At 70.7% G+C, this 17,898-nt stretch carries 14 protein-coding genes and 1 pseudogene; 2 read left to right on the top strand and 13 right to left on the bottom strand.

Annotated features, from left to right (window positions below):
• The first annotated feature begins 326 nt into the window (after positions 1-326).
• Positions 327-2,120, top strand: a complete 1,794-nt coding sequence (locus OG883_RS43505; RefSeq protein WP_266553884.1) for an NUDIX hydrolase — start codon at positions 327-329, stop codon at positions 2,118-2,120.
• Between the two features lie 64 nt (positions 2,121-2,184).
• Complete coding sequence (locus OG883_RS43500; protein WP_266553882.1) at positions 2,185-3,300, top strand: aminoglycoside phosphotransferase family protein; 1,116 nt, start codon at positions 2,185-2,187, stop codon at positions 3,298-3,300.
• Positions 3,301-3,369: 69 nt separating this feature from the next.
• Here the strand turns inward: OG883_RS43500 and OG883_RS43495 are convergent, their stop codons facing one another.
• The 13 genes and pseudogenes from OG883_RS43495 to OG883_RS43435 all read right to left on the bottom strand — a co-directional run bounded on the left by OG883_RS43495 (position 3,370) and on the right by OG883_RS43435 (position 17,782).
• Complete coding sequence (locus tag OG883_RS43495) at positions 3,370-3,888, bottom strand: GFA family protein (RefSeq protein ID WP_266554216.1); 519 nt, start codon at positions 3,886-3,888, stop codon at positions 3,370-3,372.
• Positions 3,889-4,611: 723 nt separating this feature from the next.
• A pseudogene (locus OG883_RS43490) lies at positions 4,612-4,971 on the bottom strand (NUDIX domain-containing protein); the annotation flags it as partial.
• 102 nt (positions 4,972-5,073) lie between these two features.
• On the bottom strand, positions 5,074-5,847 hold the full coding sequence (locus OG883_RS43485) for a PIG-L deacetylase family protein (protein ID WP_266553880.1): 774 nt from the start codon (positions 5,845-5,847) through the stop codon (positions 5,074-5,076).
• Between the two features lie 115 nt (positions 5,848-5,962).
• A complete protein-coding gene (locus OG883_RS43480; protein WP_266553878.1) occupies positions 5,963-7,285 on the bottom strand; it encodes an MFS transporter in 1,323 nt (440 codons plus the stop codon).
• A 235-nt stretch (positions 7,286-7,520) separates the two neighbouring features.
• Positions 7,521-9,530 (bottom strand): ABC transporter ATP-binding protein, encoded by a 2,010-nt coding sequence (locus OG883_RS43475; RefSeq protein ID WP_266553876.1) that lies wholly within the window; start codon positions 9,528-9,530, stop codon positions 7,521-7,523.
• 593 nt (positions 9,531-10,123) lie between these two features.
• Positions 10,124-11,104: a DNA-3-methyladenine glycosylase gene (locus tag OG883_RS43470; RefSeq protein WP_266553874.1), complete on the bottom strand. Its 981-nt coding sequence runs from the start codon at positions 11,102-11,104 to the stop codon at positions 10,124-10,126.
• Between the two features lies 1 nt (position 11,105).
• A complete protein-coding gene (locus OG883_RS43465) occupies positions 11,106-12,131 on the bottom strand; it encodes a YafY family protein (protein WP_266553872.1) in 1,026 nt (341 codons plus the stop codon).
• A complete protein-coding gene (locus OG883_RS43460) occupies positions 12,131-12,874 on the bottom strand; it encodes an SDR family NAD(P)-dependent oxidoreductase (protein ID WP_266553870.1) in 744 nt (247 codons plus the stop codon). The genes OG883_RS43465 and OG883_RS43460 overlap by 1 nt, the downstream gene beginning before the upstream one ends.
• Complete coding sequence (locus OG883_RS43455; protein ID WP_266553868.1) at positions 12,871-13,281, bottom strand: hypothetical protein; 411 nt, start codon at positions 13,279-13,281, stop codon at positions 12,871-12,873. Before OG883_RS43455 ends, OG883_RS43460 begins: the two co-directional genes overlap by 4 nt.
• A gap of 19 nt (positions 13,282-13,300) precedes the next feature.
• Positions 13,301-14,305: an amino acid--tRNA ligase-related protein gene (locus OG883_RS43450; protein ID WP_266553866.1), complete on the bottom strand. Its 1,005-nt coding sequence runs from the start codon at positions 14,303-14,305 to the stop codon at positions 13,301-13,303.
• Entirely contained in the window at positions 14,302-15,258 is a 957-nt protein-coding gene (locus OG883_RS43445; protein WP_266553864.1) for an LD-carboxypeptidase, read from the bottom strand. Before OG883_RS43445 ends, OG883_RS43450 begins: the two co-directional genes overlap by 4 nt.
• An 89-nt stretch (positions 15,259-15,347) precedes the next feature.
• Complete coding sequence (locus OG883_RS43440; RefSeq protein ID WP_266553845.1) at positions 15,348-16,754, bottom strand: radical SAM protein; 1,407 nt, start codon at positions 16,752-16,754, stop codon at positions 15,348-15,350.
• Positions 16,751-17,782: a radical SAM protein gene (locus OG883_RS43435; protein ID WP_266553847.1), complete on the bottom strand. Its 1,032-nt coding sequence runs from the start codon at positions 17,780-17,782 to the stop codon at positions 16,751-16,753. The genes OG883_RS43440 and OG883_RS43435 overlap by 4 nt, the downstream gene beginning before the upstream one ends.
• Positions 17,783-17,898 lie beyond the last annotated feature (116 nt).

Genomic DNA, 17,898 nt, shown 5'->3' with positions numbered 1-17,898 from the left:
CGTCAGCCGCCACCCGCGTAAGAGAGGGCTCTGACCTGGGGTGATGTTGGGAGAAAGGATTCTTGAACTCTCCGGGCCGGCCTGGAATCCGGCGCCCGCGAGAGTGGCTCGATCTGGTTCGCAGCCGGGTGAGCACCCGGAGCGTCACGCCCCCGGACGGCCGCGACGGCGGCTAGCATCGGCACCTTCGACGCGGCCGGCACACGCCCGGGTGATGTTCTCGCGATCCGTGCCCGCGCCCGCAGATCGGCCGCTACGTTCGAACGCGCCGTCCCCCGCCGCGCCCCCTGCGGAGCTGCGCCGCGCACGAGGTCACCAGGAGAGCCATGACCATCCCCGCCCAGCACCTCCAGGACCTCGTCACCGGCTACCTGCGCGGGCACCCCGACGAACAGCCGATGCTCCAGCCCCTCCTGGACCGTCTCGCCGGCGGCGCGAATGTGACCGACAGGCGGGAGTTCGACGGCCACGTCACCACCTCGGGCGTCGTCATCAACGACGCCGACGACGTCCTGCTCATCCACCACCTCGCCTCCGGCCGCTGGATCCAGCCCGGTGGACACCCGAAGGACTCCGACCGCACGCTCGGGCAGGCCGTCCGGCGCGAGATCGCCGAAGAAACCGGCGTCACCGAGCTGGACGCGTACGGCGACGGCACCCCCGTGCACATCGACGTCCACCTGATCGAGGCCCGGCCGGACAGGAACGAGCCCGCCCATGTGCACTACGACGTCCGCTACCTGTTCCGCGCCCGCGGACCGGTCGCCCTGACCCTGCAGCCCGAAGAGGTCGGCGCGGCACAATGGCGCTCGCCCTCGGAACTCGGCGACCCCGTCCTGCGCGCCCGGGTTCTGTCGAGCCTGGGCCTGCCGCGCCAGGACCGCCCGGCGGACGAGGACCCGTACTGCGCCCTCGTCGTACTCACGGACCCGCACGCGACCAAGGTGCTGATGCACCTGCGCGACAACAAGCCGGGCATCTGGGCGCCGGGTACCTGGGCGCCGATGAGCGGCGGCGCCGAGCCCGGCGACCTCGACCCGCACGCCACCGCGTGCCGGGAACTGCGCGAGGAGACCGGCCTGGAGAACATCCGGCTGACGCACATGTTCTCCACCCACACCGACGGCTACCCCCGCCACGTCTTCCACGGCGTCTGGGACGGCGACCCCGACACGCTGACTCTCACCGAAGGCCGCAAGCTCGCCTTCATCCCGCGCAACGACTTCGACCTCGTCCCGCTGCACCCCACCACACGGCAGGACACCGACCGCGTCCTGGAGCTCATCACGCCACGCCAACCGCCGTACGGATACGGCACCTTGGCCCTGATCGGCAACGGAAGCGGGCATCTCCTGATGCACCTGCGCGGCGACAGCCCGGGAACCTGCTGGCCGGACACGTGGTCACCCAACGGAGGCAAACCAGAGGCCGCCGATGCCGGCCCGCGCGGCACCATCGTGCGCGAGGTCCACGAAGAGGTCGGCCTCGACGAAGCCGCAGTGAGCCTCTCGCACCTGTTCACCCACACCGCCGACGACGGGCACCTCACCTACGTCTTCCGCGGCACCTGGGACGGCGACCCCGACACCCTGACCCTCACCGAAGGCCGGGCACTCGCCTACGTCGACCCACGATGCCTCGGAGAGCGCCCCATGAGCCCGCTCGCCCGCTACGCCGCCCTGCGCGGCCTTGCCGCCGAGCTCGAAGACCAGGCCCACCGCGACGGAATCCACACCCTCGTCGCCGGCGGCCTGATCGTGCACGACGAGCGCCTCCTGGTCGTCCGCCGCAATCCGGACGACTACCTCGGCGGCACCTGGGAGACCCCGGCCGGCAGGCTTGAGAGAGGCGAGTCGATCATCGACGCCCTCCCGCGCGAGATCATGGAGGAGACCGGCCTCACCATCACCATCGACCGCTACGCGGGCCACTTCGACTACACCAACGCCCGCGGCCGCACCAGCCGCCAGTTCGTCTTCGCCTGCACGCCGGAGAAGCCGGGCCCGATCACCTTGTCCGAGCACGATCGCCACCAGTGGGTGCGCGCCCTGGACGAGCTCCCGCCGACCACCCCGGAGCTCCGGGGCTTCCTGGAGCGACAGTGGCCGGCACGGCGGTGACCGGCCGACCGGCAGGAGCAGCGCACCGGCACGGCGCCGCGTACCCGGGCCGGGCGGTGCGCTGGTGATCGTTCTTCCGGAGGCGTTCGTGCGGGTCACCGTGGACCGCGAAGGCGCGGCCGGCTCGGCATGGCTCTCCACCCTCCCGGCCACGGTGCGGGAGGTGGCCGAGCGCTGGGACTGCACGGCGGACGGTGACCTGCTGTACGGGGGCGTCGGGATCGTCGTCCCGGTTCTGCGCAAGATGACCGAGCCTGCGGTGCTGAAGGTGTCCTTTCCTCATCCCGAGAACCGGTTCGAGCCGGACGCGCTCTCGGCCTGGGGCGGGCGCGGAGCGGTCCGGCTGCACGAGCGGGACGACGACCGGTTCGCCATGCTCCTGGAGCGGGCACACCCCACGACGTTGGCCCAGGCCGCGCAGGGCGACGAGGTGGCGGCGATCGCCGGGGGTGTCAGCCGTCGCCTCGCCGTCCCCGCGCCCGCCGGACTGCCCCGGCTCCAAGACCGGGCCGCCGGATGGAAAGAGCAACTGCTGCGGGACGCCCGGGAATTCCCGGACGCTCTGCCGTCCCGGACGGTGCAGGCCGCGACGGCGACGGTGCGCGAGCTCGCGCACCACCAGCCAGACGGCCACGGCGTACGCCACCGCCGCCGGCGACGCCGTGGGCAGCCCCCTCTGGAAGACGGCATTATTCGGCCCTGGATCGTGGTGGCAGACCACCGGATGCTCTCCGGCGAGGCTGCTGCCGGCCGTCGCGTCGTGGAACGAGCGAAGGAGCTTGCCGGCGGCAGCCACCTGAGCGTCAGACCAGTGCTGGAACCTCGCCGGCACCAAGCCCGGCAGATAGCTGAAGGAATCGCGGCCCGCCTCGTCAACGCCGAAGTATCGCGGGGCGCCGACAAACCCCGCTTGCTGCAGGTGGCCGAGCAGTTGGGCGACAAAAGCCGAGGAGGGCGTGGTGGGTCTACGAACAGTGTCGCCGACACGAACGACGCCCTGGGTGATGCGTCCTCCTGCCAGAGGCACCTCCGGGTCATCGCTCGCCACTCGGCGTCTCCTCTCCGATCATCACGGCCGGGGCTGTGCCGACGCACTGCCTTGCCGATGTACTCGAGGTCACCTGCCTGTCTCCGTACGGGTCTGGGGGGATCACGAACGGCTGGGTCGACTCACAGCTGAGTGGCGACGGCGCGATCCAACAAAGCGGCTGGTCAGCGGGGCGCGCGAGGCCGGATACCCGGGAGTGAGTCACGATGTCGCGGGCTGTGGGGCGCGCGGGTCGGGGGCGAGGGTGATAGTCATCCACCGTGCTGCCATCTCGCGGTAACTGTGTCCGACGGGTTCGATGCCTGTCTGGTCGGTGAGGCTGAACCCGGTCACCATGATCATGTCCGAGCCGGCGGCAACGGAGATGACATGGGTTCCGCAACGAGGGCAGAAGCCCCGCTTGAGGGTGGTGTAGGTCGCGAACCAGGTGGGTTCGTGGCCGGGGCCGGTCCAGGTCAGTCCGTCCTTGCGGAAGCCGACCCAGAGCACGGCGGGGCCGCCGGAGATGCGCGTCTCGTGTTCACAGGAACACAGGTGAGGGTCGTCCGGCGTGCCGAGGACCTCGTAGGCGATGTGACCGCACTGACAGTGCCCCGTGCGGCGCTCCGGTTCCAGGCCCGTGGCAGCAGTGCCCGGGGCGAGCGCGGACGGGCTAGGAACAGCCGCAGGGGGCGAAGCGGGGGCATCGGGCATGGACGGTGTGCGGGGCAAGGGGTTCATGGGTTCCTCGGGACAGTGGTGGATGGGGAGCGGGCGGTTACCAGGCAGTGGGGCCGGTGAGTTGGGTGACGGGTTGGCGGGCGGCCCGGGGGAGGCCGAGCTGTCGGCGAGCCTGGTGGACGGCGGCGAGTTGGTCGGCGGCCGCCGGCCCCCAGTCGAAGAGGTCCGTGGTCTGTTCGGGGGTGGCCAGGATGCGGGTGTAGGTGTGGCCGGTGGCCGGATCGGGCCGGGGCGACGCCGATGAGTGCCGCGGCGTAGCGCAGGTATCCGCGCCGCGCGGCGAGGTCGGTTACGTGTCCCAGGAGCAGCGGGCTCCCGAACCGGGCTGCTGCCTCCTCTTCGGCTTCGCGGCACAGGGTAGATACGGGGTCGCCCTGGTCCTGCTCCTCGGGCGTGCCACCAGGCAAGATGGCGACTCCTGTGTGGGGATCGAGAAGGACGAGGACGCGCCCGTCCGGCGCGAACAGCCACGCCCACACCTGGGTGACGGCGAGGTCGTGCGGGGCCGGTCCCTGATGCCAGGGGTAGCGGTAGGTGGGGCGGGCGGTCTGCAGGACGCCAAGGCGGTCGAGGACGGTGGAGGCGATCGGGAAGCCGTTTTCCAGAAGTACCGTGCCGGCCGCGTTGATCCGGGCACGCAGCGCGGACAGCGCGTCGGGCGTCGTGCGGGGAGAGCAAGTCGGGCAACCGTGCTGGCTCGACGAACTCGATCGCGGTGATCTCGCTTGGCGGCAGACGGATTTCGCCGATCCGGTCGTCGTCCCATGTGCCGCCGTCGAAAACGTGCAGAATCTCGCCGGGAAACCCCATGGCCGCCGGCGCGCCGGTGCTGTCGGCGGAGACCCAGTCGACGGCCAGGCCCCGGTCGATGACAGCGGTGATGGCGAGCTCCTCCACCAGTTCACGGGCGGCAGCGTGAGCGGGGGACTCGCCCCTGCCGACGGCACCGCCCGGCAAGAGACACGTGTCGAGATAGTCGACGTGTTGGACGAGGACCTGCCCGAGCTGGTTGGTGATCAGCACGGACGTCCCGACCCACAGGGCGGTCGAGGCACGCAGGGCACCGTACGCCTCATCGGTCATTGCGCTGCCGGGCAGTTCGCCGGGAACGGATGTGGTCGTCATGGCTCTCCGAGTCAGAAGGGGCCGGTGGGGCCGGGGATGGACGGAGGCGGTTGGCCCCCGTCAGGCGGTGAGCCGATGCGGTGCGTCCGGGACAGGCCCGGTCGCGAGCCGGGAGAAGTACTCGGTCGCGATGATCCTTCGCCGGGTCTCCGCAGGCAGGCGGGCAAGGATCCCGGGCAACGCGCGTTCACGGGCGACCTCCCCGCGGTGCGCGAGGATCGCGGCCCACTTCTGCTCCAGCCAGGGGGTGACGTCGACCGCGGTGGTGGCGTACGCGTTCGGGGTCGCGAGTACGCGTTTGCCGACGGCCTCCAGCAGCGGCCCGAGATCGCCGACGCCGGACTCGGGATGCGTGGCGCAGTACACGGCGCGCGGTTGCCAGGGCTCACCGGCTTCGGGGTGCAGGTGCGCGAGCCCCGCGTCCTGAACGGCCAGGAGAGCGGCCTGGTAGGTGCGGCGGTGGTCGGGGTGACCGGTGAGCTGGCCCAGGGCGTCTTGCGTCACCACGATGTCGGGGCGGAACGAGCGGATCTGGTGGACCAGGGCGGCGATCACTTCGTCCAGCGGTGCGTCGACGAGCCGCGGGCGGTCGGGGGCCGCTTGCGGGTTGCGGGCGTCTCCGTATCCGAGCATGCGGGGCGCGCCCGCGCCAAGTGCGCTCAACGCGTTGGCGAGTTCGGCGGCCCGCAGGGTGTCGGGCGCCCACGTCATGGTGACGACAGCGGTGCGTGCTTGCGCGGCGGCGTGCTGGGCGAGGACCCCGCCGGCGAGGAGGCTTTCGTCGTCGGGATGGGCGAACACACCGAGCAGGGAAGGTGTTGCGGGGGATGTCATGGGCGGGTTTCCCTCTCACAGGGGGCTGGGACGGTTCAGATGACAGGGAGACGGTCGTCTCTGGTGAGCCGGACCACGGGGGCCGGGACATCGGGTGCGGCGTCCACGCGCGGCGTCACGCTGCCTCTTGGAAGGGCGAGACGGCAGCCAGGGGCATGGCCGTCAGACGGCCGACGTGGGTCACCAGCAGCAGGAGGGGCGGCAGGCACAGGATGGCGGTGCCAGTCCACATCGCCGTGGGCACCGAGAAGGAGCCGGCCAGGACTCCGGCGCCGGCCGAGGCGAACGGCCGGGCCCCGGAGACCAGCCACGTCGAGGTCTGCTGAGCCCGCCCCTGCAGCTCGGGCGGCGTCAACTGCTGGCGCACCGAGCGCTGCGTCGTGCCCGCACAGGTCGCGGCCGCCATCTGCACGGTGCCGGTGAGCGCGAGCACCCCCAGCCACCCGGAACCGGAATGGGCCAGGAGCAGCGGGACTCCCATGACCGGGTAGAGCCCGAAGGCAACCAGCATCACTGGGCCCGGCCCGAACCGCCTCACGAGCCCTGGGGCCTTCAGCGCCCCGATGACCCCGCCGATACCGGAGACGCCTATCACGACGCCCAGCCCGAGAGCGCCCGCGTCCAGCGCGGTGAGGAGGTAGTACGCCCGGTACACCTCGATCAGGGTGGCGCCGACCCCGGTCAGGGACAGACTCAGCACCAGCGGGCGGACCACGGGGGTGCGCGCGACGAAGACCAAGCCCTTCCAGATGGCCGGTCCCAGCCGCTCCCGCTCCTCTGCGGGACGGGCCCGGTGCTCGACCAGCCGGATCCGTGACGCACACCAGGCGGAGAAGACGTATGACAGCGCGTCCAGCCAGAACGCGCGGACTGCGCCGAGCGCGGCCACCACCCCGGCGCCAGCGTAGGCACCCAGGGCGTCCGCGAGGCTGAACGCGCTGCCGACCCGCGAGTTGGCCTCATGGAGCAGGGGCGCGGAAACCAGTTCGGGCACCACGGCGATCGCGGCCGCCAGGTGTAGCACCGCCGCCGACCCCACGATCAGCGCGACGGCGTAGAGCACCGCGAAGGACAGCCACCCGCCCAACGCCGCGAGGGGGATCGCGGCCACGGCCGCCGCAGCAACCAGGTCGGTGCCGATCAGGACCGGCCGCTTGCCGTGCTGGTCGACGTACGCCCCGGCTGGCAGGGCCAGCACGAACGCCGGCGCCTGGGAGAGGACCGCGAGAGTGGCGACCTGGCCGGGGTTCGCGTGCAGCACGATAACCGCGAGGGCGGGCAGCGCCACGGCGTGCGCCGACGTGCCGAGCAGACTCGCCGCCTCCCCGGTCAGGTACGCGGCGAATGCCGGGTGGGCCCGCAGCGAGAACGAGCCCGGCGGCGCGCCGGCCTCGGCCGGCCCGGCCTTCGCCGGGATCAGCTTGTCGGAGTCAGACACACTGTCCGCCCTCCGGGAGCAAAACTGGCGCGCCGGCGGCGGTTCGGCCCGGCCACTGGAAGACGAGCCTCGCGCTGGGCATGTCGCGCACATCGCCGGATCAGCAGGCCCCACTCGATGTCCTCGGCGGTGAAGTCGTTGGTGCAGATCGGGCAGCCGATCCCAGCCAGGTGGTCCTCGAAGTGCTCCGGCCATCCAGTGCGTGGGGCGGGCGCGATCCACCTGCCGGCGGCGCTCATCCGCTGTCCCCGTTCCTGCTCGGAGCCTCGGCCTGATAGGCGGCGGCTTGGAGGGTGAACATCTGGTGGTACTCGCCGCGTTGAGCCATCAGCGAAGTGTGATCACCGCTTTCGATGATCTGGCCGTCCTGGAACACGAAGATCCGATCGCACTCGATCACGCTGGCCAGCCGATGGGAGATCAGGATCGTGATGCGGTCCGCGCGACGCCGGCCGCGCAGCACAGCGGTGTAGGCGGCGTGCTCGGCACGCGGGTCCATGCTGGCGGTCGGCTCGTCGAGCAGGAGGACCGCGGCGTCCTTGTAAAGACCGCGGGCCACGGCGAACTTCGCCCAGTTCCCGCCGGAGAGCTCTTCACCGTCCTTGAACCGCTTCGAGAGCGGGGTCGTCCACTGCTGGCGCAGCCCGGCGATGACCCGGTCAGCGCCGGACGCCGTCGCGGCCTCGTGTGCCCGCCTCGGATCGGCCTGCGTGATCGTCCCGGTGGAGATAGTGATGTTCGCGAGGGCCGAGAGCGGCCACTCCACCGGGTCCTGGAGGACCATGGCTACCTGGGCCTGCACGCTTTCGGCGTCCATCGTCAGCACGTCGGTGCCGTCCCAGGTGATGCTGCCGGCCGTCGGCTCGTACAACCCGGCGATCAGCTTGGACATCGTGGACTTGCCCGAGCCGTTCGCCCCCACGAACGCGACGGTGGAGCCTGCGGCCAGTTCCAGGGACACGCCGTTGAGCGCGGGCTTCTTCCCGTCGGGGTAGGTGTAGGCGACGTTCTCGATGCTGATCGTCTTGACCTGGCCGGGTGCGGCGAGCCCGGTGCGGCGTGGCAGCAACGTGCGGCACTTCTCCAGGAAGGTGTACAGGTCCGACACCCACAGGGCGTGCTCGTACACGTAGTGGGTCGCGAGGACGATCCGGGTCAGGGTTCCCTGGCTGGCCCGGATTGCCAGAACGGCGCCGCCGCCGGAGGCCAGCGGCAGCCAGCCCACGATCGTCATCCAGGCGAGCGCGGCGTAGGTCAGGCCGGTGGCCACACCGCCGACTGCTCGGCCGAACAGTGCCGTGCGGGCCTCGGCCCGCCCCAGCCGGGTGTCCTCCTCCTCGATCCGCCGGGCGATGCGCTCGTGCTCGCCCAGCAGCGCCGGCTGCGCGGTCGAGGAGCGCAGCTCCGCGGCGGCGTCCCGGTCCAGCAGCAGCCAGGTGAACAGCCGCACGCGCCGCTGGAGGGTGCTGTAGCGGACCTGGCTGAGGAATCGCATGCGTGCGGAGCGCACCGAGGCGAGCCCCTGCGGAATCACCGAGGCGAGAAGCAGCGGCAGAAGAAGGGGGTGAAGCAGGGTCAGAACAGAGGCGGCACCGATGAGTCCGAGGAGCGCGGACGCGAGTTCCATGATCTGGGTGATGGACTGGCGCGCGTAGTAGAGCCCCCGGTCGTTGGCGCGGTTGGAGTCATCCGCCCAGTTCGCGTCGTCGACGGCCTCAAGCCGCACGTGGGCCGCCAGGCGAAGGAAATCCATCTCGACAATGCGGCGGATCTTCGGTGTCAGCCGGGCCTGATACAAGGCGACCCCGGCATCGAGCACGGCACGGAACATCAGCAGCCCAGCCACCAGAGCCAGGGACGGGAACGCGGCGCGGATCCGGTCTGGGGTGGCGCCCTGGGCGAAGAGGGCTTGCAGGACGCCGATCGAGGCCAGGAGCCCGAACGCCGCCATCGCCGCCGAACCCAGCTGCAGGACGATCACGGCCGAGGTGGCCCGTGCGTCGGCGCGCCACGCCATCCCCAATACGCGGCGGATGATCGCGGGGAGCTTGGCGAAGATCTTCCACATGCTGGTGCGGGAGGCCTCACCGTCCCAGGCCGACCAGTAGGCATCCGTGAGTTCGTCGCCGAGCTCAGCGCCTTCGGGCGAGGGCGGGGCAGATGCCGGAGGGAGCGGCAGGGGCTCGGTACGGGCGTGCGGCACGGACCGGGCGCTCGGTGCGGCCGGGCGCAACGGATCGGTCATGATCGGCTCCCGCTGACCGCGTGCCGCGTTGCCAGGACAGGCTGGCTGATGGGCAGAACCCTGGAAGATGCCGCCCGGCAGCCACCGTCGTGGGTGGCGGGCGACATCGACGAAGGGGCGTGCCGGCGCGCCTGCGTCCTGCCGCGGTGGCTGGTCGCTGCATGGGTGGGCTCGCTCATGCGGTCCACCTCGTATCCGGTCGTACTGAGCGGTGGGCGACGGCGTCAACCCGCTGTGCGTGGCGGGCGAGAGGAGTAGTCGAGGGGCGCCGCTGTTCGAATCCGAGAGGCTGATGCGCAAGGGCGAGTACGGGGTTCATGGCGTCCTCCGTCTGGGCGCGTGAGGGGTACTGGTGCTCTAAGAACGCCCCCGTGGGGGGTCCGTAACGGCTTGGTCGGGGGCAGGTCGTGGACGAATGTTCTATTGGTGGGTGGTGGGCGTCGGGGCCGCGCCCGGCGGCGGGGACGATGCACTCGAACGCGGTGTGTCACCCGTTCGTGGTCTTGTCCTTGCGGCCGTGGACGCATGGCTGTGACGGCAGCGTCGGCCGGGGCGCTGCCGGGGTCTGTGGCGGGGTCTGTGGCGGGGTCAGGTCAGGGTGCGGGGTTTTCCAGGGCCTCGTTCCAGGCGTCGATGCCGTCCGGGGCGAGGAGTGGCGCGACGGGGGTGGTGAGGTACTCGTGCTCGACGAAGTACAGGCCGGCGGTTCCGGCGTGGCCGGGGAAGAGCTTGTTCAGGCGGCGGGTGACGGCTTCCGGCGCGGCGTCTTCGGCGTCGAGGAGTTGTCGGGCGAGGATCTTGCGGTTCCACACGTCCAGGCCGAAGGAGTCGGTGTTCCGGGACGCGTGGGAGGCCATGATCGCGGCGGTGTAGGGGCCGACGCCCTTGATCTGCTGGAAGGTCTGCACGAGGTCGCCGGCGCTCTGGAGTTCCTCGGTGGTGTGATCACGGAAGAATCCGGCGAAGTGGGGGAGGGTCTTGGCGCGGTATCCGAGGCGGTCTTTCTCCTTGAAGGTCTCGGCGGAGACGTGAGCCAGTTCCGCGGGCGTGAACCAGGCCCGGAGCGTGATGCCGTCGAAGTGGACGAGCTGACCGTGGTGGGTGAGGAGGTTGCGGGTCATCTGGGTGGTGCGGGCGATGGTGACGTTCTGCAGGAGCAGGGCGACCACCGCGATCTCGAAGTGGTCTTCGGGGCAGCTCTGCCGCATGCCGGACAGCGCTCGGAGCGGCTCGCGCATCTGCGGTACGGCGGCGGCGAGTTCGGTGAACTGGCTGAGGTCCTCGTCCAGTCCGTAGGAGGAGGTCAGCCGGCGTACCAGGTGTTCGCGGTGAGCGGGCTTGTAGTCGCCGTCGGTGTAGATGTCGGCGATGACGAGCCGGTCTTCGGCGTGCAGGCGTACGCCGGTGACGAGGTCGCCGACCCGGAAGGTCCGCCAGGAGCGGGTAATGGTGTGCGCCTCGAGCCCTGTGGCGTAGTGGGACGGCTTCCAGAGGGTGTGGAGGAAGTCGAAGGGGCCGTCTCCGGTGACGGGCAGTTCGAGGGTGTCGGCGTGGTCGAGGTGGCGGGGGGTCACGTCATGCTCCTGGGTGGCGGCCGTGGGTGGATCTCAGGCGGGAGTCATCGTCGGGGAGTCCGTCCGGCGGCGCTGGGCCCGGGGGCGCGGCAGTGTCGTAGACGGCCAGGGTGCGGCGCAGCTGGCCGGCTATCGCCGTGCGCAGCTCTTCCGGTTCGGTGACGATGACGTCCGGGCCATAGCTGCTGACCAGCGGGATCAGCCACTCCCACCGGTCGACGAACAGCATGATCGTCAGGGACCCGTCGTCGTGTTCGTGGACCTGGGAGGTGGACTTCAGGCTGAGGCGCAGCATCTCGTCGCGTGCCGCGGCCGTGACGTTCAAGGTGACGCGTACGTCGCCCTTGCCGTAGTCCTCCATGGCCTGCGTCCACCAGTCGCGGACGGAGAAGGACTCGGGGTAGGCGAAGGTCAGGTCGGTAGGTACGAGCCGGTCGACCAGGTTGAGGCGGTACCGGGCGGGGCCGCCTGTGGCGCGGGCGGCGACCATGTGCCACTCGCCGGCCTTCCACACCACGCCGTATGGCTTGAGGAGGGCGGTCTCCTGGCTCCCGGTCTTCGTGCGCCAGGTTGCTTCGACGGCGGTCGCGGCGAGCATGGCGGTGCGCAGGACCGGAAGGTGTCCAGAGCCTTCGTCGCGCCAGTACCAGTCGGCGGTGTCGAAGTGGATGCGCTGGGCCAGGCGCCGGATGACCTCATGGACGGTGTCGCTGATGCCGGCCGCGCGGGCGCGGTCGTCGGCGGTGGCGGCGTCGGGGTCGAGGAATCCCAGGACGTACAGGCGCAGGGCATGGTCGGAGTCAATGGTGAGCGGGTCGAGCGCGGTGTCGGGCGAGAGCCGGTATCCGCCGACCTTCCCGGGCTGGGCCTGGATGGGGATGCCGTGAGCGGTGAGGGTGGTGATGTCGCGGTAGATGGTGCGTTCGGTGACGCCGAAGCGGTCGGCCAGCTCGCTGGCGGGCACGTTGGTGCGGCTGCGGAGCATGTGCACGATGCCCAGCTGCCGGGCGCGGACGGCGTCGACCATCAGACCGTCGCCCCCAGCGGATAGATCTGGCCGGTGGCGTACGACCACTGCGGAGCGGTGGCCAGGTCGATGCAGGTGGCGGCGACCTCGTCCAGGGACAGGGGGCGTCCCCACGGCAGCTGCTCGTAGTAGGCGTCGGGGTCGGTGACGCCTTTGAGGGCCATGACGTGCTGGGCGAGGGGCGAGTCGATGAGCGAGGGCGCGAGGAGATTGACCCGGACGCCGTGGCGCAGCTCCTCCTTGGCCAGGGTGATGACGAGGGAGGCGAGAGCAGCCTTCGCCGCGGTGTACGGGCCATTGCCGGGACGGGCCGCCTGTCCGGCGTCGGAGCCGACCGCCAGAACGCTGGCGCGGTCGTGCCGGGCCCGGTCGGCGAGGGCGTGCCAGGTACGGACGAAGCTGACGACGTTGGCTTGGTGAACCGCCTCGTACTCGCTGACCTCGGTGTCCGCGACGGTCCGCTTGGTCGAGGGGGCACCGATGCAGGCGAACACCGCGTGCAGCCGGCCCGGACAGGAGTCGACAGCATGCCGTAAAGCGGCGGTCGCGGCGTCGTCGGAGGCGTCGAACCGTACCCAGGAGGAGTCCTCGTCCTGGGGCGGGCGGGTGCGGGTGCGGGTGCGGTAGGTGGCCACGACCTGCCAGCCCTCTTTGACCAGGCGGGTGCGGATCGTTGCGCCGAGGGCCCCGCTGGCGCCGGTCACGACGGCCAGCGGGGCGACAGCGGACGGGGGAGCGGTCACCGGGCGTCGGCCTCCGGCTGAGCGGGGGCGTCGGGGTGGTCGGTGTCCCACATCTCGGCGAAGCGCATCTGGTCGTCGGGAATGTCGAACAGGGCGCCGACGGCCCGGGCGTGGGCGATGGCGTCCTCGTCGCCGCGAGGGATGTCGACGACGGTGCGCGGGAAGACCACGAGCATCCGCGTCTCGTCGATGAGGTGGGTGTAGAACAGCCGGGACTTCAGCGCAGCCGACAGAGCCAGCGCCAGCGCTGCCGCCCGCTCGCCCGGCACGGTCAGCTCGATGATCTCGATGGGGGTGCGCTCGTCGAGCAGATGCGGGTAGCGGCGGTCCTCCATGCCGGAGAAGCCAGCGGGGAGTTCACCGCCGGTGAGGCTCTCCGTGATGACGACGGCGCGCATGCTGGTCACGCGGAACGGGTCCTCTCGGTCAGTGGTAGGGGAAGGTCAGGGCTTCGAACACGGTCCGGCCGGTGCACAGCGCCAGCAGCCGTTCGACGCCCAGGCCGAACGTGAACACGTCGGCGGGGTCGCAGTCGATGTCGGTGAAGAAGTCGACCGGCCCCTGGTCCGCGGGGATGCCGTGCAGCTGCGTGCGCAGAGCGATGTTCGCCTCGACCATCGGCCGGTAGTCGTCGGCGGTGCGCAGCTTCACCCCGCCATCGCAGATCTCGGCGCCGGCCGCTATCAGGGAGAACCGCTCCGCGCGGCCACTCTCCTCATTGATGCGGGAGTTGTGCCGCAGCTCCCAGGGAAATCCGTACAGCACGGTGGGCTGGGTGACGGGCTTCTCCACGGCGTGCTTGACGAAGTCCTCCATCACCGCCCAGTCGGTGCCGTCCGCCTCCAGGCCGCGGTCCTTGAGCCAGCCTCGGGCGGCCTCGACCAGCGCCGCACCGGTCGGGGCCTCGGTGACACCGAGCGCCTCGGCGATCGCGTCGTCGACGGGCCGCGTGCGGATGGCCGTGAAGTCGACCGCGGGGGTGGCCAGGGTGGCGAACGTGGTCTGCACCGTGTGCTGCACCAGGCTGGTGACCAGGCTGATTCCGGTCTGGAGGTCGATGTCGCGGGCGGCGGTCTGCAGCATGGTGAACTCGATCGCGTGGCTGTCGTCGGCCTGTTCGGCGCGGATCGCCTTGGACAGGTCGAAGACGCGGTCGACGCTGACGACGACGCGGCGCAGGTGTTCCTCAGCGGAGTGCCGGAGGTGGAAGGACTGCCCGGTCAGCGGGTGGAGCGTGGCGAACTGCGGGATCGGGGCGCTCTCGCGGTCCTGGCACAGCACGGGGGTGGCGACCTCCGTGTAGCCGGTCTCGTGCAGCCAGCCGCGCATGGCGCGCACCATGTCGGCCTTGGCCAGCAGCAGGGTCCGCTCGGAGGGGTGCTGCTTGAGGAGGGTGCCGTACAGGCGCCGGTCTTCCGGGGCGATGGTCACCGCTCTCCTCCTTCGGCCGGGCCGGTCCAGGGGGAGGTGATAGTGAGGGGGTGCTCAGCAGTGGAGTTGAGGAGGACCTCGGCCCCGATGGGCAGGGTGTGCTTGAGGGGGGTGTGCCCGAAGGGCAGGCCGACGGCGATGGGGAAGTCGTACTCGGCGCACAGGTCCATGACCATCTGCTGGGCGCCCGTCCCGCCGGAGGGCTCGCAGCCGAGGAGTTCACCGACGACCATGCCGGAGATCTGGTCGAGGACGCCGCAATCCCGGAAGTGGGTCAGGGTCTGGTCCAGCTGCTCGATCGGCTTGAAGGCGTCCTCCCAGGCGAGGACCGCTCCCTGCCAGTGGGGTTCCCACACGGTGCCCAGCAGGCAGCGCAGCGAGGTCAGACATCCGGCGACCAGAGGCCCCTGCGCGGATCCGGTGCGGGCCCAGCCCAGCGGGGTGCTGATCCGGGCGGCGTGTGCCTCGCCGGCGAGGACGGCACAGAAGTGGTCGCCGGTGGCCGCGGGAGCGTCAGGGGAGCCGAAGTCCCACAGGACGGCGGGCCCATGGAAGGTGGGCATGCCGGTGCGGGCGGTGATCGCGTTCAGCAGCACCGTCGGGTCGCTCACCCCGACGATCGGCTTCGGGTGGGCGCCGATCAGCGTGTAGTCGAGGCCGCGCAGCAGCCGGTTGGCGTTCTTGCCGCCCCCGGCGCACACCACGGCCGCGATGCCGGGGTCGGCGATGAAGGAGTGGAAGTCGTCCAGGAGCGCGGCCTCGCTGCCGGCCCGGTAGCCGTGGGTGTCCAGCGCGTGGGCGGCGGTGACCGGCTCGAACCCGCGGCCGCGCAGGGCGTCCAGCCCGCGCGTGAACTGGTCGGGGTTCTGAGCCGGTTCGGGCGCGGACACGGCGACGACGCCGATGCGGTCGCCCTTGGCGAGCGGGGCGGGCAGAACACGTGCGGTACTCAAGCGAGGTCTCCTCTTGGCTGGGGCCGTCCGCCATGCACCGGTCTCCCGAGGGGTGATGATTCCGGTGCACAGCGTGACGGTAAGGGGTGTCAGCGGGCGGGGGCCAGCCGCATCTGGGTCGCCTCCCGGGCCCGGGCCGCGGTGGCGTCGGTCGTCCAGGGGGTCAGGGAGGTGTAGTAGTCGAAGCTCGACCACTCCTCCAGCGAGGCGGGCGGAGTGAATCCGGCTTCCAGGGCTTGTTCCCACAGCGGGGTGCCCGGGTACGGGGCGAACAGGTGCACCCGCGTCTCGGGCTGCGGGTCGAGCTGCCGCAGCTCCTCGATCAGCGAGTAGGTGTCCTCCATCTCCGCGTCGCTCTCGCCGGGGAACCCGACGATGAACGTGTAGGAGCCGAGAATGCCGTGAGCGGCGATGTCAGCCGCGACATCGAGAATGCTCGCGCGGGTGATCTCCTTGCGGACCACGTCGGCCAGCACGCGGTCGTTGCCCGACTCCACGCCCATCAGCAGCCGCGAGCAGCCGCTCTCCGCGATCCGCTCCAGCAACGGGAGCTTGGCGCGGCGGGCCTTGAGGATGTCGTTGGGGTTGATGCTGGCCGCCCACCGGATGTCCACGCCGCGGTCGAGCAGCCCGTCGCAGAAGCCGATGGACCGGCGCAGGTTCACGAACCAGTCCGCGTCGTAGAACTTCACCCCGTTGATGCCGTACGCGGCCTTGAGCGCGACCACGTCGTCCAGGAGGTCCTGGGCGGCCATCGCCGAGTACTTGCGCTGGTAGGTGAGTTCGAAGCAGAACTGGCACTTGTAGACGCAGCCCTGGCTGGAGACGTAGTTCAGCGTGCGGGTGGCCACCGTGGGGTCATCACGGATGTACTTCGCGACGTCCAGCAGTGCCCAGGGGTAGGCGCCCAGGTTCCCGGTCCGCGGCGGGTTCACCCGTCCGCACATCACGCACTCGCCGTTGTCGATCCGCAGGCCGGGGACCAGCCGGCGCGGCACGCGGCCGAGGAGCGACTTCACGTACTCGAGCATCGAGTTCTGCCCGGGGCCCTGCAGGACGGCGTCGACGAGCGGGTGCGCGGCGGTCTGCTCGGGCTGCACGTTGACGTGCGGCCCGCCGAAGACGACCGGCGGACAGAAGCGGCGCTTCTTCGCGGCCCGCACCATCTCCAGGGCGTGCCCGATCTGCCCCCCGCCGGTCATGATGCTGACCCCGATGCACGCCGTCCGCCCGAGGTGCTCGTCCAGCAGCCGCTCCCACGCCGCGGCGTCCCTCTGATTGCCGTCGAACAGGACCACGTTCACCAGGCCGCTCTCCATGAGCGGCTTGGCGATGGTCAGCAGCGAGAACGGCATCCAGAAGTAGACGTAGTCCTTCTCGTGGTCGATCTTCGGATAGACCAGGATGACCGTCGGCAGACCCTCCCGCGCTTCGGAGGCCGGGGGCGACGGGACGGTCGTCAGCCCGGAGGGAAGCCCCATGAACACGCCGCTCACCGGTGCGCCTCCAGCAGTTCCTGCGGAGTGGCGTCGCCGGGCCGGAAGTAGGCGTCGGCGTACATCTCGAACGCGGCTTCCACCTGGGCGGCCAGCGTCTCCTGGTCGTCCGTCTCCAGCAGCGGGGCGAGGTCGACGGTGACGTCCTCGCGCAGGAGGCAGAACTGCAGCCGGGCGTCGGCGGTCAGGCGCAGTGCCATCAGCGCGTCGTGGCACGGGAAGAGCGGGCAGCCGCGGCACACCGAGCCGTACCAGGCGCCGGCGGTGGAGTCCTTGAGGACCACCTTGGTGCCCGAGGGCATGGTGAACACCGTCATCGGGTGGCCGAGGCCGCCCTGCTGCACCGTCTCCTCGTCGATGGCCCGCACGCGCAGGTCGCCCGCGAGCTCCTCCATGGAGACGTAGAGGTCGGGAAGGTTCCGGCTGCGCTTGATCTCCAGGCGCCGGGCGAAGCTCTCGCTGCCCTCGCCGAGGTCCTTGATGATGTCGAGGAGCTTCACACTCTCGACCCCGGCCTCCTCGCACCACGCGATCAGCGGGTCGATCTCCGAGGCGTTGATCCCGTCCATCACCACGACGTTGACCTTCACGGGGACGCCGGTGGCCACGCACGCCTCGATCGCGGCCAGCACGTCGGCGTGGTCGTTCACGCCGCAGATCTCGTGATGCAGTCCCGCGTCCAGGGTGTCCAGGGAGACGTTGAACAGGGTCACCCCGGCCTCGGCGAGCGCAGGCGCGAGCTCGCCGATCCTCGGGTGCCGCGAGATCACCTCGACCTCGCTCATGCCGGCATCCTGGCGCAGGCGGCGCACGACCTCCACGAGCGGCTCGTACAGAGCCGGGTCCCCGCCGGTCAGCTTGATGCTCTCCACACCCTGAGCCCGGACGGCCTTCGCGACGGCGATCAGCTGTTCGGGCGCCAGGTCGGTGCCGGACTCGGTGGCCACGGCCTCACCCGACGGCCGGCAGTAGTAGCAGCTCCGCTTGCAGCGGGAGTTAACCGTTACCCGGACTTGCGGTTTCCGCATGTCACCCCTCCCTCGCACATCGCTGACATTCACGCTCACAGCCTCGTGGTCCCTTCCCCTGGCCAGCAACAACGTTGGACAGAGTCGATGTCAGGGTTTGCTGGACGCCCAACTCC

It is taken from the genome of Streptomyces sp. NBC_01142 (genome assembly GCF_026341125.1).
In the GTDB taxonomy this organism is placed as follows: Bacteria; Actinomycetota; Actinomycetes; order Streptomycetales; family Streptomycetaceae; genus Streptomyces.
Note: the sequence above shows the minus strand (reverse complement) of the source record. Positions and strands in the feature narration are given on the sequence as shown.